The following is a 24,142-nucleotide window of genomic DNA, read 5'->3' as shown; positions in this document are numbered from 1 at the left end:
TTATTCGAAAAGCAGGCCGATTAACGCATTGTAATGTTTCTGTTCATTCTCACCTGATGCATTTTCAAGACGGTGCAGAAGTTTGGTACACAGTGATTTGCGACTGAGATTGCGCCCATCTTTTAGTATCTCAGTCACGATTTCGCCCAACGTTTCCTGTTGGGTTGGCAGATGCGCTTTAGCAAAGTAACGAGAAATCGCGCTTGCAGAATCAGTGCGAACGGTATGCTGCTGCATGGAGTGCTCCTGTAACAAAATGCTGGTGAATATTAAGTTTTATAACAGTAGCAAAGCTGTACCGAAAATGTGTACAACATAGCACGCTAATTTTTAGCAAAAAATGCTAAATTAATTAAATCATGTAGTTACGATAGTTCAGATCTATATGAAATCCAATTTCTTTGTACAAATCACTTTGTGTTATCAATGAAATTGATCTGTATTAGCCCGCTTACTTGTAAAGACAAAGTTAGAATTATGTATTAAAATCAGGGCGTAACCTGGTTTGTCTGATACTGACCAGACCTCTTCTCCTTCCTTGATCCCGGACTGTCCATGCTCACGACCATTATTTACCGTAGCCATCTACGTGAAGACGCCCCTCTCAAAGCGCTTGAGGATATGGTGACAGCCGCAAATATCAAAAACAGGCGATCAGATGTTACGGGGATCTTACTCTTTAACGGCCATCACTTTTTCCAACTGCTTGAAGGCCCAGAGGAGCAGGTAAAAGAGATCTATCGTTGTATTTGTAACGACCCTCGGCACCACAATATCGTTGAACTGATGTGTGATTACGCGCCTGCGAGAAGATTCGGGAATGTAGGGATGGAGTTATTTGATTTACAAAAACATGAACGGAATGACGTCCTGCAAGCTGTACTCAATAAGGGTACGTCCAAATTTCAGCTCACGTATGATGACAGAGCATTACAGTTTTTCCGCACATTTGTCCTCGCCACGGAAAAATCGAGCTATTTTGAAATACCTGCGCCTGATTACTGGAGTTTTATAACCGACAATACCTGTACCATCCTGGATGAAAGCACACTCCCGTCAGATACAGATTTCAGCTTTGCTTTTCAACCAATTATCGATCCTATGTCACAGCGCGTCATTGCGCTGGAAGCCCTTATTCGCGGTAAAGACGGTGAAACGCCCGCAACGTATTTTGACAAATTCAAACCTGAAGATGTGTATACCGCTGATCTGCAGAGCAAAAAGACTGCATTTGCAATGGCAAGCGCACTGGGACTTAATCACAAAATGCTGTCGGTTAATCTGTTACCCATGACCCTGGTAAACAGACCCGATGCAGTCAGCTTTCTTATAAACGAAATCGCGGCGCATGGACTGGTGCCTGAACAAATCATTGTTGAGTTTACCGAAAGTGAAGTTATTTCGCGTTTTGATACGTTCGCGCAGGCCGTGAAGTCACTCAAGGCAGCGGGAATATGTGTGGCGATAGATCATTTCGGGGCAGGTTTTGCCGGGCTTCAGCTTTTGTCTCGCTTTCAACCGGACCGAATTAAGATAAGCCGCGAACTCATCACTGATGTGCATAAAAGTGGACCACGGCAGGCCATCATTCAGGCCATAATCAAATGCTGCGCTTCACTGGAGATTATGATTTCTGCGGTCGGCGTCGAAAAACCTGAAGAGTGGATGTGGCTTGAATCCGCGGGTATTGAGATCTTCCAGGGTAACCTGTTTGCAAGAGCCTGCCTGAATGGTACTCCGTCTGTCGCGTGGCCAGAGAAAAAATGATTTCTCAGCGTTATAATAATTAACGTATTGTTATTACACAATAATCCCGCCACCTCTTTTATGCTGAACATAAAAATTCAGCATTTACTCCCTACGTGATAGTAAAGTAAATCTTAATTTTGCTAGAATCCTATGTATGTTTTGTACAATTTGATGCATGTTGTACAAAGTAGCAGGAACCGCATATCGGTGACGGAGAATCAGGAGTGTCTGGGGGAATTATGGCTTATTACAGCATTGGGGATGTCGCAGAACGTTGCGGGATAAATCCTGTCACCCTTCGGGCATGGCAACGACGTTACGGTTTACTCAAACCTCAACGCAGCGAAGGTGGCCACCGACTCTTTGATGAAGAGGATATTCAACGTATTGAAGAAATAAAACGTTGGATTAGCAGTGGCACACCCGTTGGCAAAGTTAAAGCATTGCTGGAAACCAGTACCCGTGAAACTGACGACGACTGGAATCAATTGCAAGAAGAGATGATGGGCATTCTTCGTATGGCGTATCCCCCGAAGCTGCGAGCCAAAATTATCGCACTCGGTCGCGCCTACCCCGTAGATGCGTTGATTGATCGCGTTTATCTTCCTGTGCGTCAGCGGTTGATACTTGACCATAATACATCCCGTATCATGAACAGTATGCTTGATGGCGCATTGATTGAATATGTAGCCACCCTGCTGTCTGAAACGCGGCGCAAATCAGGGAAAGATGCCATCCTGATGGCCTGGGATGTTGAAGACCGAACCCGTTTATGGCTCGAAGCCTGGCGTTTATCGCAATCGGGCTGGCATATTGCCGTGCTTGCTGAACCTATTGAATCGCCAAGACCTGAACTTTTCCCCGGGCAAACGCTTTTTGTCTGGACTGGTATTACGCCAACCCGCAGACAAAATGAACTTCTACAACACTGGAACGAACAAGGTTATAAAGTCATTTTTCACAGCCCGTAACCAACATGTATCGCAGTAATGAGCTGAGTAAGATAAATCTTACTAATTCTCATTTTTTGGGTGGTTATTTTGAATGCCATCCAATGAATCTGTGTTCCCTACCCGCCTGACTTAATACCCGCAGTAGCATAAAACAAAACAATATACTCACCCGTGGGTATTATTTTTTTGCAAACGACATCACCTTTTTCCTAAGTAAAATTTATTAGATCAACTGGCGCACGCCTAATACTTATTCTAGGGTTAAACCATGTCTTCTTGTACCACATTATTGTTTTTCTAAAGTAATAAATGTGGTTATTTGAAAAAGGTAAAGGATATGGCTCTAGTCTTAGACAAACGCTTAATTCTTTGTTGCTGCGCCTTTTCCATTATTCCCGTGGCAAATGCAGCAACCGTTAACGGAACATTTCAGGTACTGATGACGATTCAAAAGGCCTGTACCGTGACTGCCGGTTCGGCTTCAAATATCACGCTTGGGCCGGTGAATACCACGGCAACAAATACCAATGCAAGCAACACGATTTCGATTAATTGTTCTAAAACCACGCCCTATTTTATCGGTCTGGCGCCGTCGGCCGCCAATGGGGGGACGACGACGGGCTCAGGCGCCATGTCCTCCGTGGCTAACGCAGCCACCAATACCGATAAAGTGCCCTACCAGCTAAATCGAACATCAGCAACAGGCCCGGTGTGGGGGAACACCGCCACCGACACCGCGCCTGGAAACGGCGTAGCGGCGACGGGGACCGGGCTGGTGCAAACGTTTACTGTTTATGCCACCGCACCGAGCGCCAACTTCACTCCTGACGACTATGCCGACACGGTAACGGTTAACGTTAACTACTAACTTCAGGAAGCCACATGAGAGTAAAACTGCCTGTTCAGCAGTGTGCCTGCGCATGCCTGTTAGGGATGGTTGCGAGCCTCAACCCTGCCGCCGCCAGCGGGCTGCAAATCGCCCCGGTCACATTAACTTTGCTCGCGACGCAAAATGCCGATGGTATCTGGCTTAGTAATGCGGGTGAAAATGTGCTCAATGCCCAGGTTCGGGTTTTTCGCTGGAGCCAGAGCGCTTACGGCGACAAACTTTCCCCCTCTCAGGGGCTGGTCATTAGCCCGCCGATGCTGGCATTAGCCCCCGGAGAACGTCAGTTGATTCGCGTTATTCGGACCGGCCCACCTTCGGCACATGCTGAAGACGCTTATCGGTTATCGATAGATGAGTTACCGCCTGCAAAAGTAGAAAAAAATAAGCTTCAGTTTGTGCTGCATTATTCCGTCCCCGTTTTCATTCAACCAACATCAGCGGCGCAAACGCAGGCTAAATTGCAATGGAAATTACAACAGCTTGATGGCAAAAAATTTATTGAAGTGAGTAACCAGGGAAATGGGCATGCACAATTATCTGCTGCAACATTTATAAGCCCTGACGGTGCTAAAAAAGTTATTACGCCCGGACTGTTAGGCTACGTTTTACCCGGCTCAACAATGCGCTGGATAGTCTCCCCGTCGGCCAGTAATACTCATGATGGCGGGAAAGTTGAAGTCACAATCAATGGCCAAAAAACAGTACAAGATCTGTAACAGATCCTGGCTTCTGGTGAAATATTGCTTTCTCAATGGAGTATTAATATCGGGAATGGTTTGCGCACAAACGCTGAATAATAACCTGAACGAAGATGGTGTTATTAATGGCGCAGCGCAGCTCGTGGGGGTCAATTTGTATCTCGACGTCACCTTAAATGGGAATCCAGTTGGGCTGGTGCATTTGGGTTACGATAATGGAAAGCTCTATGCAGGGGCAGATACCCTGCGAAAAATGGGCTTTCGCTTTGCGCCTGACGCCACTCACGCCGCCTGCCTGAACGATATCCCCGAGCTAACCATTGACTATAACGTTCAGTTGCAAACGCTTTCGCTTACTGCGCCACTCAGTTCACTCGATCTTGCGACCACGCAGCTTAACTCCCCCGTAGAGACCGCGCCGACGGCGACAACATCACGCGGCGCGCTGCTCAATTACGATATCTATACCCAACAGGGGGATGAAAGCGCAATAAATACCTTCAGCGAACTCCGCGCTTTCAATGCTGCAGGCGTGCTCAGCACCACCCAGTTGACGCAGTATTCCACCGAGGAAAATGCGGATAACAGCGTTGAGCGACTCGATACCAGCTGGCGTACGTCATTTCCCGAAACGATGCTGGCGGTAACCGTTGGCGATACCCTGACCAGTTCACTTATCTGGTCCCGGCCGACGCGTATCGGCGGCATTCAGATAGGAACCGATTTTGGTTTGCGGCCCTATATGCCAACCACCCCGCTCCCTGCATATCTTGGCTCCGCGACGTTGCCGTCAAACGTTGAGCTGTACGTCGACGGCGTCAGGTACTACAACGGAGAAGTCCCCGCGGGTAGCTTTCAGATCAACACAATGCCGAACATCAGCGGCGCGGGAACGGGTCAGGTGATGATGACGGATGCGCTGGGCAGAACGAGCGTACAAAATTTCTCGTTCTACAACGATCAGCAACTCCTGCGGGAAGGATTAACTGCCTGGTCTGCAGAACTGGGTACGGTACGCGAAAACTATGGTTACTCCTCTTTTGATTATGCCAGCGCACCGGTACTGAGCGGTACATGGCGTCGTGGGTTTAGCAATACGTTCACTGCCGGGACTCACGCTGAAACCAGCGATGGACTGATTAACGCGGGCTTTAGTAACGACTGGATCCCAGGCACCCGCAGCGGCACCTTTTCGACCTCAGTTGCCGCAAGTACCGACGCAGGAAAGAACGGTTTTCTGTACAGTTTTGGTTACCGTTGGTCCGGCGAACGGTTTAATTTCAGTACCAGTACGACGGCCACTTCCGGCGATTATCGTGATGTCGCCACCCATTATGGCGAGCCGCCACCGACGCTTAACAGCAATACGGTCATTGGCTATTCGCTGGAAGCTGCCGGTAATGTCAGCCTGAGTTACCTGCAGTTTCGTTATCCGCACGAAAATGCGGTGCGCTACGCCAACGCCAGCTGGTTCAAATCGATTACCGACAACATTTCACTGAATGCCGGATTCAACCAAAACATCGACGATAACCGCGATCGCAGTCTCTATCTGATGGTGACAATGACCACTGATAACAATCTCAGTGCCAGCAGCACCCTACAACGCACCAATGATGAGACCGGCTACCAGCTCAACGCCAGCCTGACGCCTCCTGCCGACGGCGGTTGGGGCTGGAATCTGGCCGCCAGTCAGCAGGCTTCCCGGCAAAGCGGTCAGGGAGAAGTGGGATATCTGGGTCGTTATGGTAAAGCGTACGCGGGATTCAGCCGTTTACCGGATAACCATTACGGCTACGCAGGCGCCACCGGATCGCTTGTTACCATGGGCGGCGGCCTGTTTGCAGCACGTGAAATCAACAATGGCTTTGCCGTCGTATCAACTGACGGCATTCCTGACGTCCCGATTAAATTACAAAATAACCTGATTGGTCGCAGCGACGACCAGGGGCTATTGCTGGTCACGCCGCTGAACAGTTATCAAAAAAACCTGATCAGTATTGACCCAATGGATCTCCCCGCCAATATGCGGATCGCGCGCGTTGAGACGAATGCAACGCCTGCCGATCGTTCCGGTACATTGGTTAGCTTTGGCATTACCCCGGTACGCGCTGCGCAGGTCATCCTCGTCGACAATCAGGGTAAACCCATTCCCGAAGGCAGCATGGCATACGCCATCAGCGGAGCAGGACAATCGTCTGTCGTTGGTTTTGATGGGATGACCTGGTTCGACACGCTGGAACAGCACAACGCGCTACGCGTTGAGACAGACACCGGCAGTTGTCGCGTGCAATTTGACTATCCCGCTTCCGCAAAGGGGATTGTGCAAATAGGTCCACTGGTTTGCCGGCCACACTAACAGGAGTGCGCTCATGAGGTTAAGGCATCTGTTACTCATCGCAGCCGTACTCTTTTGTCCGGCGATTAGCCATGCCGTAACCTGTTCGGTGAGCAATGTACAACCCATAAATTTGGGCTCAGTCAATCCGCTGTCTGCGACAGGCGCAACGTCATCAATGACGTTCAACTACACCTGCACCAAAGAGCTTGGCGACGTGCTGGCAGGGATCAACCTCTGTTTTAATATTGGCGCCTCAGCCGTCAGTGGCCAGGTGACACCCCGAAATATGTCATTAAACGGAACACCTGCCAGAACGCTGGCATACCAGCTTTACCAGGATGCCGGACACACCAAAGTCTGGGGGAGTCAGTATCAGTCGGGAACAACTTTTCCAATGGTACAGCTTAACCTGCTGAATCTGACGCCAGTGACGGGCTCACTCACGGTATCAGCGCAGATTGTCACGCCACAAACCTCAGCGGTCCCCGGAAGCTATCAGGATAGTTATACGGCGGCGACAGCCCTTGTCACCCTCAATCCTGGATTACTTTTCCCGCCGACCACCTGTGGCGATACCGTTGCCGCCAGGCTTCCCTTCACCGTATCGGCGACGGTCAGCAAACAGTGCAATATCACCTCTGCAACCAATATTAGCTTTGCGCCCGCCGGGGCGACCGGGCGTAACCTAACGGCTTCAAATACCGTGGGCGTAGCATGTTCCAATAACACGCCTTACACCATCGGACTTCAGCCCTCTAACGGCAATACGGCAGGCAGCGGCGTGATGGCCGGCACGGGGTCAAATACGGACAAGGTCCCCTACCAGCTTAGCTCGACGCCGGGGCCGTCCGGAACGGTTTGGGGCAATTCATCGCTCAATACCGTCGCGGGCAACGGTACGGGAACCACCACCACCTACCCGGTTTACGCCACCGTTCCCAGCGCGAACTACACGCCTGACAACTATGCTGATACCGTTACCATCGCCGTGACCTACTGACCCCAGCTTAATCGCAATAAAGCAAATACATTTTATTATCATATTATTTACTTTTAGAGGTGCGTCATAAATCTGACAAATTGCGATTTTTATAAATCATGCATATTAAATTACCCAGCCAGCAAAATAACCGAAATATCAGCACAATCAAAGAATAACTATTCACTTCTCAGCTAAAGCCCACACACTTCATGCCGATAAACCGTGTTAGCCGGACAGGCCATTCTATGAAATAAATGTTAAATTTAGGTTCATATGGTGTGATTCACTGTATACCACGGCCAAATTAAGAACATATTACTTTTATAACTAAGGTTTATCATGGATAAGTTATCTTACGCTTCAGATAGCAGCACATCTGCCTGGAATACCTACCTGCAACAAATCGAGCGTGTGGCCCCTTACCTGGGCGAACTTTCCCATTGGGTGGATACCCTGCGCCACCCAAAACGCGCGCTGATTGTCGATATCCCGGTGCAGATGGATGACGGTACTATCCGTCATTTTGAAGGGTATCGCGTGCAACATAACCTCTCCCGCGGGCCGGGCAAAGGCGGTGTGCGTTATCATCCTGATGTTGATCTTAATGAAGTGATGGCCCTGTCCGCATGGATGACCATCAAATGCGCAGCGTTGAACCTGCCGTACGGCGGTGCGAAAGGTGGCGTGCGCGTCGATCCGTTCTCGCTTTCCGAAGGTGAACTGGAGCGTTTAACCCGCCGTTATACCAGCGAAATCGGCATTATCATCGGGCCGCAGAAAGACATTCCTGCGCCGGATGTAGGGACTAACGGAAAGGTAATGGCCTGGATGATGGATACCTACTCCATGAACCACGGCACCACCGTGACCAGCGTGGTCACCGGTAAACCTATTCACCTCGGCGGCTCGTTAGGCCGTGATAAAGCCACCGGTCGTGGTGTTTTCGTCAGCGGTCTGGAAGTGGCGCGTCGTGCCAACATCGACGTTGAAGGCGCTCGCGTAGCGGTGCAAGGTTTTGGTAACGTCGGCAGCGAAGCCGCCCGCCTGTTCGCGGCAGCAGGAGCACGCGTGGTTGCGATTCAGGATCACACCGCAACGCTGTTTAACTCAACGGGTATCGACATGGCCGCGTTGTCTGCCTGGCAACTGGAGCACAAACAGATTGCCGGTTTCCCGGGCGCTGAAACCATTGCCAGCGAAGCCTTCTGGAGCCTGGAGATGGATATTCTGATCCCGGCCGCGCTCGAAGGCCAGATCACCCGTCACCGCGCGGAAACGCTGACCTGTAAACTGGTACTCGAAGGCGCTAACGGCCCAACCTATCCGGACGCCGACGACGTTCTGGCAAGCCGCGGTATCGTGGTTGTCCCAGACGTTGTTTGTAACGCCGGCGGCGTAACCGTCAGCTACTTCGAATGGGTTCAGGACATGGCTAGCTTCTTCTGGAGCGAAGAAGAGATTAACAATCGCATGGACAAAATCATGACCGATGCGATGGTACACGTGTGGGAAAAAGCGGCAGAGAAATCCTGCTCACTGCGTACGGCAGCCTACATTGTTGCCTGCGAACGCATTCTGCTGGCACGTAAAGATCGCGGAATTTATCCGGGCTAACGCCGAAATCGACCATGCCTACAAACCACCTGCTCTGCAGGTGGTTTGTTTTCCATAAACACCCGTGAATCAGCTTCCCGGCCAAATACGGCCCAACCTCTCATTTTCGCTGTTTTATGCACCATGACGTTCCAATACGGAACATTATTATGTTGCTACGTTTCGTATTGAAACGCCCATTACAGCAATTTTCTTTTGCCAACCCGTGTGCAAAATTACCTTATCGGCAGCGAGCAGTCGCCGTGGCGTTGTATAACCCGATACCCTACATCAGATGCCTGCCCGAATCTGGCAGCCATCCAAGACTGTCTGCGGAGCATAAATAATGAAAAAATTGATTAACCGTGTTGAAGACGTACTGACTGAACAACTCACCGGACTGGCGAAAGCGTATCCTTCCCTGGCACTGCATCAGGATCCGGTATATGTCACCCGCGCAGATGCGCCGGTAATGGGCAAAGTGGCGCTGCTTTCCGGCGGCGGCAGCGGACACGAGCCTATGCACTGCGGCTATATTGGTCAGGGCATGCTCTCTGGTGCCTGCCCGGGTGAAATTTTTACCTCACCCACGCCGGATAAAATGTTCGAATGCGCCATGCAAATTGATGGCGGCGAAGGCGTACTGCTGATCATCAAAAATTACACCGGCGATATTCTTAATTTCGAAACCGCCACCGAGCTGTTGCATGAAAGCGGCGTCAAAGTCACCACCATGGTAGTGGATGACGACGTGGCGGTGAAAGACAGTCTGTATACCGCCGGTCGTCGTGGTGTGGCGAATACCGTATTGATCGAAAAACTGGTCGGCGCGGCCGCCGAACGCGGTGACTCACTGGAAGTTTGTGCGGCGCTGGGTCGTAAACTGAATAATCAGGGCCACTCCATTGGGATAGCCATTGGCGCCTGTACCGTTCCGGCCGCCGGACAACCGTCGTTCACGTTGCAGGATAACGAAATGGAGTTTGGCGTGGGTATCCACGGGGAACCCGGCATTGACCGCCGCACCTTCACTTCCCTCGATCAGACCGTTGATGAAATGTTCGATACCCTGCTGGAAAACGGCAACTACAGCCGTACGCTCCGCCACTGGGACAACGTTCAGGGCGCCTGGCAGGAAGGCAAAGAAAGCAAACGCGCGTTGCAAAGCGGCGATCGCATCATTGCGCTGGTCAATAATCTCGGTGCGACGCCGCTGTCAGAACTCTTCGGCGTGTATAACCGCCTCGAAAGCCGTTGCCAGAACGCCGGCATCGTCATTGAGCGCAACCTGATCGGTTCTTACTGTACCTCTCTGGATATGACCGGCTTCTCAATCACCCTGTTACAGGTGGATGACGACACGCTGAACTTATGGGATGCACCGGTTCACACCCCTGCTCTCAACTGGGGTAAATAAGGAGATACATGATGTCCCTCAACAGAACACAAATTGTTAACTGGCTCTATCGCTGCGGTGAGATCTTCACCACCGAAAGTGATTTTCTCACCGGTCTTGATCGGGAAATTGGTGATGCCGACCACGGTCTGAACATGCACCGCGGCTTTAGCAAAGTCGTCGAAAAGCTGCCGTCCATCGCCGATAAAGACATTGGTTTTATTTTGAAAAACACCGGCATGGTGCTGCTCTCAAGCGTCGGGGGGGCCAGCGGTCCACTGTTTGGTACCTTTTTTATCCGCGCCGCCCAGGTGACCCAGGCTCATCAAAGCCTGACGCTTGAGGAGTTGTATCAAATGATTCGTGATGGCGCAGAAGGTGTGATTAGCCGCGGTAAAGCTGAACCTGGCGACAAAACCATGTGCGATGTCTGGCTGCCGGTAGTGGAATCTTTACGCCAATCCTGCGAGCAAAAGCTGAGCGTACAGGCGGCGCTGGAAGCGGCAAGCCAACAAGCGGAAGCAGCAGCGCAAAGCACCATCACCATGCAAGCCCGCAAAGGCCGCGCCAGCTATCTCGGTGAGCGCAGCATTGGGCATCAGGATCCCGGCGCAACGTCCGTAATGTTTATGATGCAAATGCTGGCTCAGGCGTCCAGAGAGTAAGGATAAAGCGATGGTAAACCTGGTTATTGTTTCTCACAGCGCCCAGTTGGGCGAAGGCGTCGGCGCGCTAGCCCGGCAGATGTTAATGGGTGATGGTTGCAAAATCGCTATTGCCGCAGGCATTGACGATCCTGAGAATCCGATTGGCACCGATCCTATCAAGGTGATGGAAGCCATTGAGTCCGTGGCCGATACGGATCACGTGCTGGTGATGATGGATATCGGTAGTGCGCTACTGAGTGCGGAAACCGCGCTGGAACTGCTCGATCCGGCCATTGCCGCCAAAGTACGTTTGTGCGCCGCGCCGCTGGTCGAAGGCACGCTCGCCGCAACGGTTAGCGCTGCCGCAGGTGCTGACATTGAGCGGGTCATCTGTGATGCCATGAACGCCCTCGACGCCAAATGTGAGCAACTGGGTTTACCTTCGCCATCTGCAGCAAAGCCGACATCCGCCGAATTCGCGCCCGATGCAGATGCTCATTCAGTGGCCATTGTGGTGAAAAACCCAAACGGCATTCATGTGCGTCCGGCTTCACGGCTGGTTTCCGCGCTGTCTGGCTTTAACGCCGATATGTGGCTGGAGAAAAATGGCAAGTGCGTCGTCCCTGATAGCCTGAATCAGATTGCCCTGCTGCAGGTACGCTGTAACGACACGCTGCGCCTGATTGCCAAGGGCGAACAGGCAGAGGATGCGCTGGCCGTATTCAAACAGCTGGCGGCTGAGAATTTTGGTGAATCACTCGAGCCCGCGCATGCTGATACCGTAGTGACGAAGGTTCCCTCACAGGTCACGGGGACGGCATTCTGTTACACACCGTTCTCCCCACAGGTAAGCCAACAGCCTGTAGCCTCACTCCAGATTGAGCAGCAACGGTTACGGGTCGCTATCCAAAGCACACTGAACGACTTAAGCGAGCTAACCGCGCTTGCAGAAGAGAGATATTCCGCAGATATCGCCGCTATTTTCTCCGGTCACCACACGCTGTTGGACGATCCGGATCTGTTCGATATGGCCTGTGATCTAATGCGTGAAACGCAGTGCAGCGCGGCCTGGGCCTGGCATCAGGTGCTGAGCGATCTCAGCCAGCAGTATTTACAGCTCGAAGATCCTTACCTGCAGGCGCGATACATCGATATTGAAGATTTGTTGTCTCGTTCACTGCAGTATTTAACGGGAGAGACTGCACAAATTCCCGCGTTCATCCGCCCCACTATTTTGGTCGCGGAGGTCATCTATCCATCTACGGTGCTGCAACTCGATCCGAAGACCATCAAAGGCATCTGCCTGCGGGACGGGAGCGAAGCGTCCCACCCGGCGATTATCGCCCGTGCAATGGGGTTATGTTGGTTATGTCAGCAAGGCGAGGCCATCGAGAGTATCACGATGGGTGATACCCTGACCCTTGACTGCGTGGCCCAGCGGATAACCCGCGCGGGCTGATGTCGGTTGCACGCCCTTTCCCGACAAAGGGTGTGCATCTTTTCGATTCGCGTCGGGAAATGTCTGTTTATTCGCAAAATGGGGCGTCGATCACGCGCAACGGTCGATCCTGAACTAAGGTTTTCTCATGGTAAATGCCGCTGCTTCGGCACACCCTAAGGAGATTAACCGATGATAACGCCTGCAACTCGCCATCCAGGCCTGCTCTCTGTTGCAATAAAACTGACGCTCGCAAGCACCTTTTTTGCCCTTTCCTCTTTTGCCGTCAACGCCGAGGACGCACCAACCGCTACGCCTCAGCCGCCTGATATTTTGCTTGGCCCTCTGTTTAATGATGTACAAACGGCCAAACTGTTTCCTGACCAGAAAACCTTTGCTGACGCCGTTCCTAACAGCGATCCATTAATGATCCTTGCCGATTACCGGATGCAGAAAAATCAGTCCGGATTCGACTTACGTCATTTTGTGGAAGTGAATTTCACCTTGCCGAAAGCTGGCGAGAAATACGTCCCCCCAGCCGGGCAATCGCTGCGCGAGCATATTGACGGACTGTGGCCGGTACTCACCCGTTCGACAACCGACGCTGAAAAATGGGACTCTCTGCTGCCGCTCCCGGAGCCGTATGTCGTGCCTGGCGGGCGTTTTCGCGAAATATATTATTGGGACAGCTATTTCACCATGCTGGGGCTTGCCGAGAGCAATCACTGGGATAAGGTCTCCGACATGGTGGCAAACTTCGCTTACGAGATTGATTCCTGGGGACACATTCCTAACGGCAACCGCACCTACTATCTGAGCCGTTCTCAACCGCCATTCTTTGCCTTTATGGTGGAACTGCTGGCGCAGCATGACGGGGATAACGCGCTGAAAAAATACCTCCCGCAGATGCTCAAAGAATACACCTACTGGATGGAAGGCGTCGAAACGCTCCAGCCCGGTCAGCAGAATAAGCGCGTGGTTAAACTGGATGACGGCACCATTTTGAATCGCTACTGGGATGACCGCGATACGCCGCGGCCAGAGTCCTGGGTGGAGGATATCGCCACAGCGAAAAGCAATCCGAACCGACCGGCCACAGAAATCTACCGCGACCTGCGTTCTGCCGCCGCGTCGGGTTGGGACTTTAGTTCCCGCTGGATGGATAACCCCAATCAACTAGGCACCCTACGCACCACCAGCATTGTTCCAGTCGATCTCAATGCGTTGATGTACAAAATGGAAAAGATGATCGCCCTCGCCAGCAAGGCCGCCGGGGATAATGCCAAAGCTGCACAATATGAAGGCTTCGCTAATGCCCGACAAAAAGGGATCGAAAAGCACCTGTGGAACGACAAAGAAGGCTGGTATGCCGATTACGATCTGAAGAGCCACAAAGTACGTAACCAACTCACGGCCGCTGCCCTGTTCCCGTTGTATGTCAATGCAGCGGCAAAAGATCGCGCCAGTAAAGTGGCCGCGGCAACCCAGGCGCATTTGCTGCAACCCGGCGGCCTGGCCACCACGTCGGTGAAAAGCGGCCAGCAGTGGGATGCTCCCAACGGCTGGGCACCGCTCCAGTGGGTCGCCGCATCGGGATTACAGAATTACGGTCAGGATAACGTCGCCATGGACGTGACCTGGCGATTCCTCACCAACGTGCAGCACACCTACGATCGTGAGAAAAAGCTGGTTGAAAAGTATGACGTGAGCAGCACAGGCACTGGCGGAGGCGGCGGCGAATATCCGTTGCAGGATGGTTTTGGCTGGACCAACGGCGTAACGCTAAAAATGCTCGACCTGATCTGCGCCAAAGAAAAGCCCTGTGACAGCGTGCCCGCATCACGCCCGGCCCCGGCAAGTACCACGCCAGCCGAGCCTAAAAAACAGGCTCAGCCGACGTCTTAATTCCGTTACCTGAAGCGTTTTACTCCCCGAATCCGCGCTGCGTCGCGGATTTTTTTCTGGCTTCTATTCCGCCATTCCTGTTGTCTCTACGCCATCTAGCCCTTATGGGGTATTCCGGGTTTTCATCCGTGAGAAATTGATTCTGAACATGTTTTTATTCGCTATATATGTAAATATATAGCGATTTTATCACCTTCAGGATAACAATTATGCCACTGACAAGACGGATGTTTGCCCAGCTTGTGGCATCTGCACTGCTGCTACGCCATCTTCCCGCCTTGGCTCAAACGCCGCTAACCGTTGCCGTTGGAGGCCACCCAGCGCCAGAGGCGACCCAACGCGTGGTCAGCGCAGGCGCACCCGCCGACATGCTGCTGCTGGCCGTCGCGCCGGAAAAACTGGTTGGTTTTTCATCCTTTGATTTTTCTCGTCAGACCGCCATCCCGTTTCATGAAGACATTCGGGCTTTACCGAAACTGGGCAAGCTGGCGGGACGCGCCAGCACACTCTCGCTTGAAGCGCTACTGGCGCTTAAACCCGATCTGGTGATTGACTGCGGCAATGCCGATGAAACCTGGCTTTCTCAGGCCAGACAAGTGTATGCGCAAACGCAAATTCCCTGGCTGCTGATTAATGGCGAACTCCGGCTCAGCCCACAACAGCTACTCGCGGCAGGTGAAGCGCTGGGAGTCGCAACACGGGCCAGGACTCAGGCCAAACTGGCCCAGCGTTTTATTGATGAAGCCCTCGCATTTTCACACTCTCCCGCAGCAAAGCTGCGTTTTTATGCCGCGCGCGGCGCCCGCGGACTTGAAACAGGATTACAAGGTTCATTGCATACCGAAGCGGCAGAACTACTGGGATTACACAATGTGGCGCAAATTCCAGGGCGGCACGGGCTGGCGCAGGTTTCAATGGAAAACCTGTTGAGCTGGCAGCCCGATATTATTCTGGTACAGGATGCCATTACGGCACAGTACCTGCGGGAAGATCCCGTCTGGCAAGGAGTCAAAGCGGTTGCCGCCCGGCGCATTCTGTTTCTCAGCGGCCTGCCGTTTGGCTGGCTGGACGCGCCTCCCGGCATCAATCGTTTGCTGGGGTTACGCCGTCTGCATGCCTGGCTTGATCCACAGGTTGAAGCGGGCTTTAAAACCGATATGCAGCGCTACAGTGAACTGTTCTGGCACACCACGTTAAGCGACGCACAGTATCAACAACTGGTGAGCGTCTGATGAAAACGTCTACCCTCGGTTTTCTGATGATTACGACGGTGGTGCTTTGCGCGAGCATCGCCGCGGTGTCGGGTGCTTATCGCCTCGATGCACAACAGGTCGTGGATCTTATTGCAGGCAGGGATAGCGTCCCGATGCAGGACAAAATCGTCTTCTGGCAAATCCGACTGCCACGCATTCTGGCTGCATTGTTACTCGGCGCAGCGCTGGCTGGTGCAGGAACCACCTATCAGGGAATGTTCCGTAACCCACTGGTTTCGCCGGATATCCTCGGCGTGGCGGCCGGTGCCGGTTTGGGCGCCTGTACGGCAATCCTGCTGGGGCTACCAATCCTGTTTATTCAGCTGTATGCGTTCACTGGCGGTTTGTTAGTGGTCGCCGGTGTCTGGCTGATTACCCGGCGAGTCAAGCGTCACGATCCGGTGTTAACACTGGTGCTGGTCGGGATTGCGCTGGGTACGGTCTGCGGCGCGGGAATTTCGCTCATCAAAACGCTGGCCGACCCGTATACCCAACTCCCGTCGATCACCTTCTGGCTGCTCGGCGGTTTATCGACAATTACTCTGCACGATCTGTGGTTCTCAGCACCGCTGATCCTTGCTGGACTGGTCCCGTTATTGCTGCTGCGCTGGCGCATGAACCTGCTCACTCTGTCGGATGATGAAGCCCGATCGCTTGGGATCAACGTCTCCCGACTGCGGCTGGGACTGATCGTCTGCGCAACGTTAGTCACCGCCTGTACCGTCGCCATTGCCGGCATTATCGGCTGGATTGGACTGGTGGTGCCGCACATCGGCAGACTCCTCAGCGGGAATAACCACCAGCAGTTACTGCCGGTGTCCATGGGGATCGGCGCCATTTTACTCCTGCTCACCGACACCCTCGCCCGCACGCTGAGCCGCACGGAAATCCCGCTGGGGATCCTGACTGCATTTATTGGCGCACCATTCTTTTTGCTGCTTTTGCTGCGGGGAAACCGCCCATGACGCTATTACTCGTGCGCCACGCGTCGCTGGGATACCACAGTAAACAACCCGTGTTACGCGATATCTCCTTTCAGGTTTCGCCCGGTTCTGTCTGTTGTCTGATTGGTGCTAACGGCTGCGGTAAAACCACCCTGATGCGCACCATTCTCGGCGTTCTTCCGCCGCTTCGCGGTGACATTCTGCTTGATGGCGTCGCAGTGAATCATCTCTGCGATCGGGAACGCGCCGCAGCCATCGCCTGGGTTCCTCAGGCGCACGACGGCGCGTTTGCCTTCACTGCGCTGGACATGGTGATGATGGGACTGGCCCCGCAACTGGCGGCATTTGCGGTTCCCGGCGCTAAAGAGCGTGAAATTGCGCATCAGCAACTGGCGATGCTGGAGATTTCTCACCTGGCACTTCGACGCTGGAACACCCTGAGCGGCGGCGAACGGCAACTGGTGTTGATCGCTCGCGCGCTGGCGCAACGTCCGCGTCTTTTATTGCTGGATGAACCCGCATCCAGCCTTGATTTTGGGCATCAAATCCGTCTGCTCGACACGCTGGTGACGCTGAAAAATTCCGGTATGGCCCTGCTGATGTCGACCCATCACCCGTTGCACGCCCGGGCAATCGCCGACAGCGTGGTACGGGTTGAACCAAACGGCGAGGTGTCGCAGGGTCTGCCTGAACATCAGCTCGCCGCCGACCGCCTGGCCGCGCTGTATCGCGTTACACCGTCACAAATTACCCACCATCTTTATGGTTCACTCAATTAAGGAATATTTATGCTCATTGACGACATTGATTTTGCCGATCTTTACCGTAAGCAATTACAGCTGGCGAACAGAACCGAGAAAAAGCCGGAGCACTGGGACAAACGTGCGGAAAAAATGGCGGAGAATTGCGCCTCATTAACCGACAGCTATCTGCTGCAACTGCTGGGGAAAATCGACCTGCAAGGTGCAGAGTCGCTGTTTGATATGGGTTGCGGCCCCGGTACAGTCTCGCTGGCGCTGGCTAAAAAAATGCCAATAATTTACGGCGTAGATTACAGCCAGGGAATGCTGAGCGTAGCTGCCCGCCGCGCCGCACAAATGAACGCCCGTCACGTTCAATGGGTGCAACGAGCCTGGGAAGAGCACTGGGATGATTTACCCCAGTGCGATATCGCCGTCGCCTCGCGTTCCACGCTTGTTGCCGATATGCGCCAGGCAATGAGCAAGCTGAATAATCAGGCCCGGCTACGGGTTTATACCACCCACCTCGTCAGTTCATCTTTCGTTTCTCCCACCATTCAGCGCGCACTGGGCCGCGAAGTGATTGAACTGCCCAACTATATCTATGCGCTTAATGTTCTGTATCAGATGGGGATCCACGCGCACGTTGATTTTATCCGCGGTCCCAACTGTCAGCAGGACAACAGCACCTGGACGCGTTTTCTGGAAAACGTGCGCTGGAGTATGGGTGAACTGAGCGCCGACGAGGTCCAACGTCTGGAAAACTGGTATCAACAGCAGGATCCACGCGCTATTGCCCCCGCAAGCCGTGACTGGGCGCTTATCTGGTGGGATAGCATCCCGCGGGAGGCGCTGCGATGATCTACTTTTCGCAGGCGCAAACTGACGCGCTGCTGCTGGAAGATATTCAGGGCGGCGATCTGACCACCCGTGCGCTGGATATCGGCGCCCAACCAGGCGTCATCGAGTTTAACCATCGCCAGGGCGGATGCGTTAGCGGTACCGCTGTTGCCAGACAAATGCTGACTTCATTGGGATTAACCGTCACCGATATTATGTCTGATGGCGAACGGGCGAACGCCGGACAGCGACTGATTCGCGCACACGGACCAGCGGCGGCGCTGCACCAGGGCTGGAAAGCGGTACAAAATGTACTGGAGTGGAGCTGCGGCGTGTCAGGCTATCTCGTCGAGATGCTGAGCATGCTGCATCAACGCTATCCCGATGGGCAGATTGCCTGCACCCGCAAAGCCATTCCCGGTACGCGTTTACTGGCGACTCAGGCAATACTTGCCGCCGGGGGCATTATCCATCGGGGAGGATGCGCCGAAACGGTACTACTGTTTGCTAATCACCGCCGTTTTCTTACCAACCCAAACGACTGGACAGGCGCGATTACGCGCTTACGCAGCCATGCGCCAGAAAAAAAGATCGTGGTCGAAGCGGATACGCCAGATGAGGCATTGGCCGCCCTACGCGCCGCCCCTGATGTCCTACAACTCGACAAATTTACCCCCGAGCAGGCGGCAGAAATTGCCCGTCAGGCCCCTGCTCTGGCCCCCCATTGCACGCTGGCGCTGACCGGCGGCATTACCCTCGCCTCGCTGGCGGGTTATCTCGACTGCGGTATCAGACTCTTTATCACTTCCGCGCCTTACTACGCTCCACCTGCGGATATCAAAGTGAGCCTGAGCCCGGACGCACGTGGCCTATAACATCAAAAATGGACTAAAAATAATGAATTTCAACAAAAGTTGTCTTTACACAGCCCTGTCGTTTGCTTTCGCGCACAGTGCTTTTGCTGGGCAGGAAAGCGAAACCATGACCGTCTGGTCTAGTCCGGTCTCCGCGGCCACCACCACGGTTCTCGGCCAGGAAACGATACAACAGCTGGATAAACAGAACGTGGCGCAGGCGCTGAGCGTCGTCCCCGGCGTCGTGCTGCAAAAGTCAGGCAACCGCAACGAGCAACAGGTAAAAGTGCGCGGGTTTGACAGCCGTCAGGTTCCCGTCTTTTTTGACGGCGTGCCGGTGTACATCCCCTATGACGGCAACCTCGATTTAGGCCGTTTTCTGACATCCGATATCGCTTCGGTTGAAGTCTCCAAAGGCTACTCGTCTCTGTTGCAGGGGCCAAACCAGATGGGCGGCGCCATCAATATCACTACAAAAAAACCGACCAAACCGCTTGAAGGCAGCATTGGCTATCGCCAGGGCTGGAGCCGCAGCAAAGACAACGCCCACGATATGCACGCTTCATTTGGCGCCAGTAACGATCTCGGCTATATCCAGCTCAGCGGCAGTCAGCTGAAGCAGGATTTTCTTGGGTTACCGCATGGCGTGGACAACCCGGTTGCGGGCAGTCACGGCAAGATGATCAACTCTTCCGCTGATGACAAGCGTGGCATCGTGAAGCTGGGCTTTACCCCTCGTGGAGATGATGAATATGTGCTGACCTATATAAATCAGGACGGTGAAAAAGATAATCCACCGTACGCCGGAACCAGCAGCCAGAAATCACGCTATTGGCAATGGCCACAATACGATAAAGAGAGCTATTACTATCAGGGAACCACGCATCTGGGCGACCGTTTTACCCTGAAAAGCCGTCTGTATCGCGACACCTTTGAAAATACGTTGATGATGTACAACTCGCTGGCCGTTCTGAAAAATAAGAAAGGCAGCTACAGCCATTATTCGGACTATAGCGATGGGGCTGGCCTGCAGCTCGCTGCGGATATGCGAGAAAACGATCTGCTCTCTTTCGCCGTGAACTGGAAGGACGATGTTCATCGCGAGAAAGGCGCACCGAATGCGGCTTACGACCGCTACGAAGACCGCACCTGGTCCGTAGCCAGTGAATACCAGTGGGCTGCGGCGGATAATGTCGATGTGGTGGCGGGAATAAGCTATGACTGGCGAGACAGTCTGGAAGGTATGAAGCACGAGAAAAACGGCAGCGTCACGCACTACGATGACAACAATCAGTCGGCCTTTAACTGGCAGGTGATGACCAAATACCACTTTGAAAATTCAGACACATTAGCGCTGTCTTACTCTGACAGAACGCGTTTCCCAACGTTAAAAGAACGCTACACGACCTCGAAACCGGCCTATAACCAGGTGGCCCTGGTCAATCCACAGCTTAAACCGGAGCGCGCCCGCAGCGTCGACCTGACATGGAATGGTTCACTTAGCCAGAACTGGGGATTCGAAGCCAGCGTGTATTACAACCGCATCAGCGATGCGATTCTTTCGCACAATATTGATGCCGACACCATCCAGAACCAAAACAGTGGTCGGGTGGATTACACCGGCCTGGATGCAGGCGTTAAAGGTAAAATTTTTGATATGCTGGACGTCGGGCTGAGCTACGGCCTTATTCATGCGGACGCCAAACGCAGCGATATCGGTAAGATTACCGATCTGCCGACGCAAACCCTGACCGCCTGGATGACGCTGAAACCGTGGGAGCCACTCAGCATTACGCTGTCCGAAGAGGCCCGTTCGTCGAGCTATAGCAATACCGACGGCTCGCAGAAAGCCGCTGGTTTCGCCATTACCCATTTGCGCGCTGATTACGCCATTGGTCACGGGTTTAGCGTTAACGCTTCGGTCAATAACCTGTTCGATACGCAGTACGTTTACAGTGAAGGATTTTTTGAAGAGGGGCGTAATTACTGGGCGGGCATTGAGTATCAGTTCTGACTTAACAATGCAGAAAAACGGCCCCGTCAGGGGCCGTTCGATTAATCTCGTCGTACAAGCCGAAACACACCCAGCACAACAATCGCGCCGACCACGGCCACCAGGAAGCTGTGGAGATTAAACCCGCTGATATCGCCGCCGATACCGAACATCGTAGCCAGCCATCCACCGACCACAGCACCGATAATACCGAGAATGCAGGTCAGGATAAATCCACCGCCATCGCGCCCCGGCATAATCAGTTTGGCGATAACCCCCGCAATCAGACCAAAAATAATCCAGGTAATAATTCCCATTTCCAGGCCCTCTTTCCAGTGAACGCACGCGCAAGACATTCTTGCGCCAGCACGTTAAGTATAGGCAAGCCATCGCTACGTGCTTTTTCCCTCAGACTTAATTCATTGGGTTTGGTAAAAAATTTCATCCATTTGTATTAAGTTCCGTTGATTGATGCCGATAATCCAACGATAAACCAGGCATCCAGGAGTCATTAGGTGTGAGTAACTACAATGAGCAGTTCCTGAAGCAAAATCCGTTAGCGGTGTTAGGCGTACTCCGGGACTTAAATTCGCAGCAGGTTCCGCTGCGTATCTCCTGGTCAGGTGGCCAGTTCATCAGCAAAATACTGGCGGTCAGCCCGGACGAACTGATCATGGATTTTGGTAGTCAGGAATATGAAAACCAGGCCGTGCAGCGGGCCAGTCAGATAACGATTATCGCCGAAACGCAGGGAGCCAAAGTGGAGTTCACCCTGCCACAGCTGAAAAAAGGCGAATACCAGCGGTTACCCGCATTTATCTCATCATTGCCGCCATCTCTGTGGTTCGTCCAGCGTCGGGAATATTTCCGTATCGGTGCTCCACTGCATCCCCCCTATCGCTGCACGGTAAAAATGCCGGATAACAGCACGCTGTGTTTTCGCTTATTCGATTTGTCTCTTGGCGGTATGGGCGGGCTGTTAGAAACGGCAAAACCAGAGGGACTGGTAGAAGGCATGCGCTTTTCACAGGTTGAACTGAACATGGAGCAATGGGGAGTGTATCAGGTGGACGCCCAGCTAATTTCCATTAGCGAACGCAAAGTTATCGACGGGAAAAACGAAACAATTACCACTCCCCGCCTGAGCTTTCGTTTTCTCAACGTCGGCCCGGCGGTGGAGCGTAACCTACAGCGGATTATTTTTTCCCTCGAGCGCGAGGCCCGGGAAAAGTCGAATAAGGTGCGCGATTAGCATCACCTGAATTACATCACATCCAGCGCTTGTTGAAGCTTCCAGATATAGCGCGGAGCCTGCGGCGCCGGATGATTATCCGCAACATGTTCAATAAATTCATCCGGGCTGAGATCGTTTATCTTATTAATGGCTTTTTTCCTGTCGGAGGAGAACGTTCGCAGCAGCGCGCCCGCACCGTTGGCGTACGATACCACCAGCGCATATTGCATCACCTGCGGATCTTCGATCCCGGCCAGCGGCCCGGTCTCAAGAATGCTCAGGTATGCGGCCCCCATCGAGATATTGCGCTCAGGATTTTTCAGCTCGCTGGTTGACGGCTCGCCACTCCACCCCATGCGACGATAAACATCACGCCCTGACGTAGAGGCTTTTAACTGCATCAGGCCAATCGCATTAGACTTACTGACCGCATTCGGGTTTCCACCTGATTCAATAGCGATGATAGCGGTAATCAATTGTGGACTGACACCCCAGGCCGCACCGGCTTTTTCGCTGATCGGCATCCATTGCATTGCGCGTTTAACCGGAACTTCAGCATTCCACGGCGGATTTTTGTAATCCTGTTTTGAACTACAGCCCGCAAGTAATACAACCAAAAAAGCAAACCATCTCAATTTCACGTCATCTATCCTTATAGCCGGAACCTGTCGCTGAGGTGACAACGACATACCTACGCGGCATGATATACATTTGGTTTTAGTTGTAGCAAGGAAATGCCATGTCCCGGTTTCACTTAATTGCCCCGTCGGGCTACTGTATCAACCAGCAGGCTGCCTTACGCGGGCTGGCGCGTCTTACTGAGGCCGGTCATCAGGTCGACAATTCAGCGGTCATTGCACGCCGCTGCCAGCGTTTTGCGGGTACAGAAGCAGAACGGCTTGCTGATGTGAACTCGCTCGTAAATCTGAACACGCCCGATACCATTGTGATGGCAGTACGCGGCGGCTATGGCGCGAGCCGTTTACTGGCAGATATTGACTGGCAGGCGCTGGCGGTCCGTCAGCAACACAACCCGCTGCTGCTGTGCGGACACAGCGATTTTACCGCAATCCAGTGTGGTCTGCTGGCGCAGGGGAATGTGATTAGCTTCAGCGGCCCGATGCTGGCGGCTAACTTTGGCGCCGAGGAGATGAACGCATTTACCGAGCACCATTTCTGGCAGGCTGTTCGCAATGCCCAATTTACCCTCGAGTGGCAAGGTAACGGTCCGGCATGTGCGACCGAAGGTACGCTATGGGGCGGAAATCTGGCGATGCTCATTTCTCTGATGGGCACGCCGTGGATGCCCGCTATCGAAAACGGCATTTTGGTGCTGGAAGACATTAACGAGCATCCTTTTCGCATTGAACGCATGCTGCTGCAACTGTATCACGCAGGAATACTGGCCCGACAAAACGCCATTATCCTCGGCAGTTTTAGCGGCAGCGCACCTAATGATTACGACGCGGGTTACAGTCTTGGCTCAGTTTGTGATTTTCTACGCGCCAGGTTATCGGTTCCGGTGATCGACGGCCTCGATTTTGGTCATGAACAACGCACCGTCACCTTGCCGTTGGGGGCAAGAGCGGTACTGAAAAATGATAAAAACGGCGCTCAGCTCACCTTAAGTGGGCATCCGGTACTTAAATCGTAAAAAAAGCGGTTAACAGGGCTAAGTAAAACGCTGTTTCTG

General features: G+C 53.0%; 22 protein-coding genes. 19 read left to right on the top strand and 3 right to left on the bottom strand.

All coding sequences use genetic code 11. From position 1 onward, the window contains the following. Entirely contained in the window at nt 1-237 is a 237-nt protein-coding gene (ycgZ, locus tag HV311_RS10580; RefSeq protein ID WP_016153345.1) for a regulatory protein YcgZ, read from the bottom strand. A 318-nt stretch (nt 238-555) separates the two neighbouring features. Between ycgZ and HV311_RS10575 the strand changes: the two genes are divergently transcribed. The 17 genes from HV311_RS10575 to HV311_RS10495 all read left to right on the top strand — a co-directional run bounded on the left by HV311_RS10575 (nt 556) and on the right by HV311_RS10495 (nt 21,236). Continuing rightward, complete coding sequence (locus HV311_RS10575) at nt 556-1,767, top strand: diguanylate phosphodiesterase (protein ID WP_016156768.1); 1,212 nt, start codon at nt 556-558, stop codon at nt 1,765-1,767. 221 nt (nt 1,768-1,988) lie between these two features. Next, the gene (locus HV311_RS10570) at nt 1,989-2,720 is read left to right on the top strand and encodes a MerR family transcriptional regulator (RefSeq protein WP_032931597.1); all 732 of its coding nucleotides are present in this window, start codon (nt 1,989-1,991) and stop codon (nt 2,718-2,720) included. A 319-nt stretch (nt 2,721-3,039) separates the two neighbouring features. Beyond that, nucleotides 3,040-3,570 carry a Csu type fimbrial protein gene (locus tag HV311_RS10565; RefSeq protein WP_016153348.1) on the top strand — a complete coding sequence of 177 codons (531 nt, stop codon included), beginning with the start codon at nt 3,040-3,042 and terminating at the stop codon, nt 3,568-3,570. A gap of 14 nt (nt 3,571-3,584) precedes the next feature. Next, complete coding sequence (locus HV311_RS10560; protein ID WP_016153349.1) at nt 3,585-4,307, top strand: fimbrial biogenesis chaperone; 723 nt, start codon at nt 3,585-3,587, stop codon at nt 4,305-4,307. 55 nt (nt 4,308-4,362) lie between these two features. Beyond that, nucleotides 4,363-6,648 (top strand): fimbria/pilus outer membrane usher protein, encoded by a 2,286-nt coding sequence (locus HV311_RS10555; protein ID WP_191221066.1) that lies wholly within the window; start codon nt 4,363-4,365, stop codon nt 6,646-6,648. A gap of 13 nt (nt 6,649-6,661) precedes the next feature. After that, nucleotides 6,662-7,630, top strand: coding sequence for a Csu type fimbrial protein (locus HV311_RS10550; RefSeq protein ID WP_049269127.1), 969 nt, complete (start codon nt 6,662-6,664; stop codon nt 7,628-7,630). A 321-nt stretch (nt 7,631-7,951) separates the two neighbouring features. Beyond that, on the top strand, nt 7,952-9,226 hold the full coding sequence (locus HV311_RS10545; protein WP_016153352.1) for a Glu/Leu/Phe/Val family dehydrogenase: 1,275 nt from the start codon (nt 7,952-7,954) through the stop codon (nt 9,224-9,226). 325 nt (nt 9,227-9,551) lie between these two features. Next, nucleotides 9,552-10,622, top strand: coding sequence for a dihydroxyacetone kinase subunit DhaK (dhaK, locus tag HV311_RS10540; protein WP_191221065.1), 1,071 nt, complete (start codon nt 9,552-9,554; stop codon nt 10,620-10,622). An 11-nt stretch (nt 10,623-10,633) separates the two neighbouring features. Then, nucleotides 10,634-11,266 (top strand): dihydroxyacetone kinase subunit DhaL, encoded by a 633-nt coding sequence (gene dhaL / locus HV311_RS10535; RefSeq protein WP_016153354.1) that lies wholly within the window; start codon nt 10,634-10,636, stop codon nt 11,264-11,266. 10 nt (nt 11,267-11,276) lie between these two features. Then, nucleotides 11,277-12,707, top strand: a complete 1,431-nt coding sequence (dhaM, locus tag HV311_RS10530; protein ID WP_191221064.1) for a dihydroxyacetone kinase phosphoryl donor subunit DhaM — start codon at nt 11,277-11,279, stop codon at nt 12,705-12,707. A 171-nt stretch (nt 12,708-12,878) separates the two neighbouring features. After that, nucleotides 12,879-14,591 carry an alpha,alpha-trehalase gene (locus HV311_RS10525; RefSeq protein ID WP_191221063.1) on the top strand — a complete coding sequence of 571 codons (1,713 nt, stop codon included), beginning with the start codon at nt 12,879-12,881 and terminating at the stop codon, nt 14,589-14,591. A gap of 209 nt (nt 14,592-14,800) precedes the next feature. Further along, nucleotides 14,801-15,823 (top strand): ABC transporter substrate-binding protein, encoded by a 1,023-nt coding sequence (locus HV311_RS10520; RefSeq protein ID WP_191221062.1) that lies wholly within the window; start codon nt 14,801-14,803, stop codon nt 15,821-15,823. Nucleotides 15,824-15,849: 26 nt separating this feature from the next. After that, entirely contained in the window at nt 15,850-16,809 is a 960-nt protein-coding gene (locus HV311_RS10515) for a FecCD family ABC transporter permease (RefSeq protein ID WP_284104072.1), read from the top strand. Then, the gene (locus tag HV311_RS10510) at nt 16,806-17,567 is read left to right on the top strand and encodes an ABC transporter ATP-binding protein (protein ID WP_191221061.1); all 762 of its coding nucleotides are present in this window, start codon (nt 16,806-16,808) and stop codon (nt 17,565-17,567) included. Before HV311_RS10515 ends, HV311_RS10510 begins: the two co-directional genes overlap by 4 nt. 9 nt (nt 17,568-17,576) lie before the next feature. Next, nucleotides 17,577-18,389, top strand: a complete 813-nt coding sequence (locus tag HV311_RS10505; RefSeq protein ID WP_095715921.1) for a class I SAM-dependent methyltransferase — start codon at nt 17,577-17,579, stop codon at nt 18,387-18,389. Continuing rightward, nucleotides 18,386-19,243, top strand: a complete 858-nt coding sequence (gene modD / locus HV311_RS10500; RefSeq protein WP_191221060.1) for a ModD protein — start codon at nt 18,386-18,388, stop codon at nt 19,241-19,243. Before HV311_RS10505 ends, modD begins: the two co-directional genes overlap by 4 nt. 22 nt (nt 19,244-19,265) lie before the next feature. Beyond that, nucleotides 19,266-21,236, top strand: a complete 1,971-nt coding sequence (locus HV311_RS10495) for a TonB-dependent receptor plug domain-containing protein (protein WP_191221059.1) — start codon at nt 19,266-19,268, stop codon at nt 21,234-21,236. Between the two features lie 41 nt (nt 21,237-21,277). On the opposite strand, the gene HV311_RS10490 is transcribed toward HV311_RS10495, so the two are convergent. Continuing rightward, nucleotides 21,278-21,532 carry a GlsB/YeaQ/YmgE family stress response membrane protein gene (locus HV311_RS10490; RefSeq protein WP_016153363.1) on the bottom strand — a complete coding sequence of 85 codons (255 nt, stop codon included), beginning with the start codon at nt 21,530-21,532 and terminating at the stop codon, nt 21,278-21,280. A 200-nt stretch (nt 21,533-21,732) separates the two neighbouring features. Here HV311_RS10490 and ycgR point away from each other — a divergent pair, with 200 nt between their 5' ends. Next, nucleotides 21,733-22,467 carry a flagellar brake protein YcgR gene (gene ycgR / locus HV311_RS10485; RefSeq protein WP_095715404.1) on the top strand — a complete coding sequence of 245 codons (735 nt, stop codon included), beginning with the start codon at nt 21,733-21,735 and terminating at the stop codon, nt 22,465-22,467. Between the two features lie 11 nt (nt 22,468-22,478). Here ycgR and emtA read toward each other — a convergent pair whose 3' ends face one another. Continuing rightward, the gene (gene emtA / locus HV311_RS10480; RefSeq protein ID WP_016153365.1) at nt 22,479-23,090 is read right to left on the bottom strand and encodes a membrane-bound lytic murein transglycosylase EmtA; all 612 of its coding nucleotides are present in this window, start codon (nt 23,088-23,090) and stop codon (nt 22,479-22,481) included. 98 nt (nt 23,091-23,188) lie between these two features. Between emtA and ldcA the strand changes: the two genes are divergently transcribed. After that, a complete protein-coding gene (gene ldcA, locus HV311_RS10475; protein WP_191221058.1) occupies nt 23,189-24,103 on the top strand; it encodes a muramoyltetrapeptide carboxypeptidase in 915 nt (304 codons plus the stop codon). Nucleotides 24,104-24,142 lie beyond the last annotated feature (39 nt).

The sequence above is a fragment of the Citrobacter sp. RHBSTW-00881 genome (genome assembly GCF_013728515.1).
Lineage (GTDB): Bacteria > Pseudomonadota > Gammaproteobacteria > Enterobacterales > Enterobacteriaceae > Citrobacter > Citrobacter braakii.
This window is presented reverse-complemented; position numbering and strand designations above follow the sequence as displayed.

Bases quoted from the DNA above. Each gene is read 5' to 3' on its own strand.
- HV311_RS10575 (WP_016156768.1), top strand. From the start codon at position 556: ATGCTCACGACCATTATTTACCGTAGCCATCTACGTGAAGACGCCCCT.
- ldcA (WP_191221058.1), top strand. From the start codon at position 23,189: ATGTCCCGGTTTCACTTAATTGCCCCGTCGGGCTACTGTATCAACCAG.
- modD (WP_191221060.1), top strand. From the start codon at position 18,386: ATGATCTACTTTTCGCAGGCGCAAACTGACGCGCTGCTGCTGGAAGAT.
- HV311_RS10490 (WP_016153363.1), bottom strand. From the start codon at position 21,532: ATGGGAATTATTACCTGGATTATTTTTGGTCTGATTGCGGGGGTTATC.
- HV311_RS10520 (WP_191221062.1), top strand. From the start codon at position 14,801: ATGCCACTGACAAGACGGATGTTTGCCCAGCTTGTGGCATCTGCACTG.
- dhaL (WP_016153354.1), top strand. From the start codon at position 10,634: ATGTCCCTCAACAGAACACAAATTGTTAACTGGCTCTATCGCTGCGGT.
- dhaK (WP_191221065.1), top strand. From the start codon at position 9,552: ATGAAAAAATTGATTAACCGTGTTGAAGACGTACTGACTGAACAACTC.
- HV311_RS10550 (WP_049269127.1), top strand. From the start codon at position 6,662: ATGAGGTTAAGGCATCTGTTACTCATCGCAGCCGTACTCTTTTGTCCG.
- HV311_RS10545 (WP_016153352.1), top strand. From the start codon at position 7,952: ATGGATAAGTTATCTTACGCTTCAGATAGCAGCACATCTGCCTGGAAT.
- HV311_RS10515 (WP_284104072.1), top strand. From the start codon at position 15,850: ATGATTACGACGGTGGTGCTTTGCGCGAGCATCGCCGCGGTGTCGGGT.
- HV311_RS10525 (WP_191221063.1), top strand. From the start codon at position 12,879: ATGATAACGCCTGCAACTCGCCATCCAGGCCTGCTCTCTGTTGCAATA.
- HV311_RS10565 (WP_016153348.1), top strand. From the start codon at position 3,040: ATGGCTCTAGTCTTAGACAAACGCTTAATTCTTTGTTGCTGCGCCTTT.
- HV311_RS10495 (WP_191221059.1), top strand. From the start codon at position 19,266: ATGAATTTCAACAAAAGTTGTCTTTACACAGCCCTGTCGTTTGCTTTC.
- ycgZ (WP_016153345.1), bottom strand. From the start codon at position 237: ATGCAGCAGCATACCGTTCGCACTGATTCTGCAAGCGCGATTTCTCGT.
- HV311_RS10510 (WP_191221061.1), top strand. From the start codon at position 16,806: ATGACGCTATTACTCGTGCGCCACGCGTCGCTGGGATACCACAGTAAA.
- HV311_RS10505 (WP_095715921.1), top strand. From the start codon at position 17,577: ATGCTCATTGACGACATTGATTTTGCCGATCTTTACCGTAAGCAATTA.
- HV311_RS10555 (WP_191221066.1), top strand. From the start codon at position 4,363: ATGGTTTGCGCACAAACGCTGAATAATAACCTGAACGAAGATGGTGTT.
- HV311_RS10570 (WP_032931597.1), top strand. From the start codon at position 1,989: ATGGCTTATTACAGCATTGGGGATGTCGCAGAACGTTGCGGGATAAAT.
- dhaM (WP_191221064.1), top strand. From the start codon at position 11,277: ATGGTAAACCTGGTTATTGTTTCTCACAGCGCCCAGTTGGGCGAAGGC.
- HV311_RS10560 (WP_016153349.1), top strand. From the start codon at position 3,585: ATGAGAGTAAAACTGCCTGTTCAGCAGTGTGCCTGCGCATGCCTGTTA.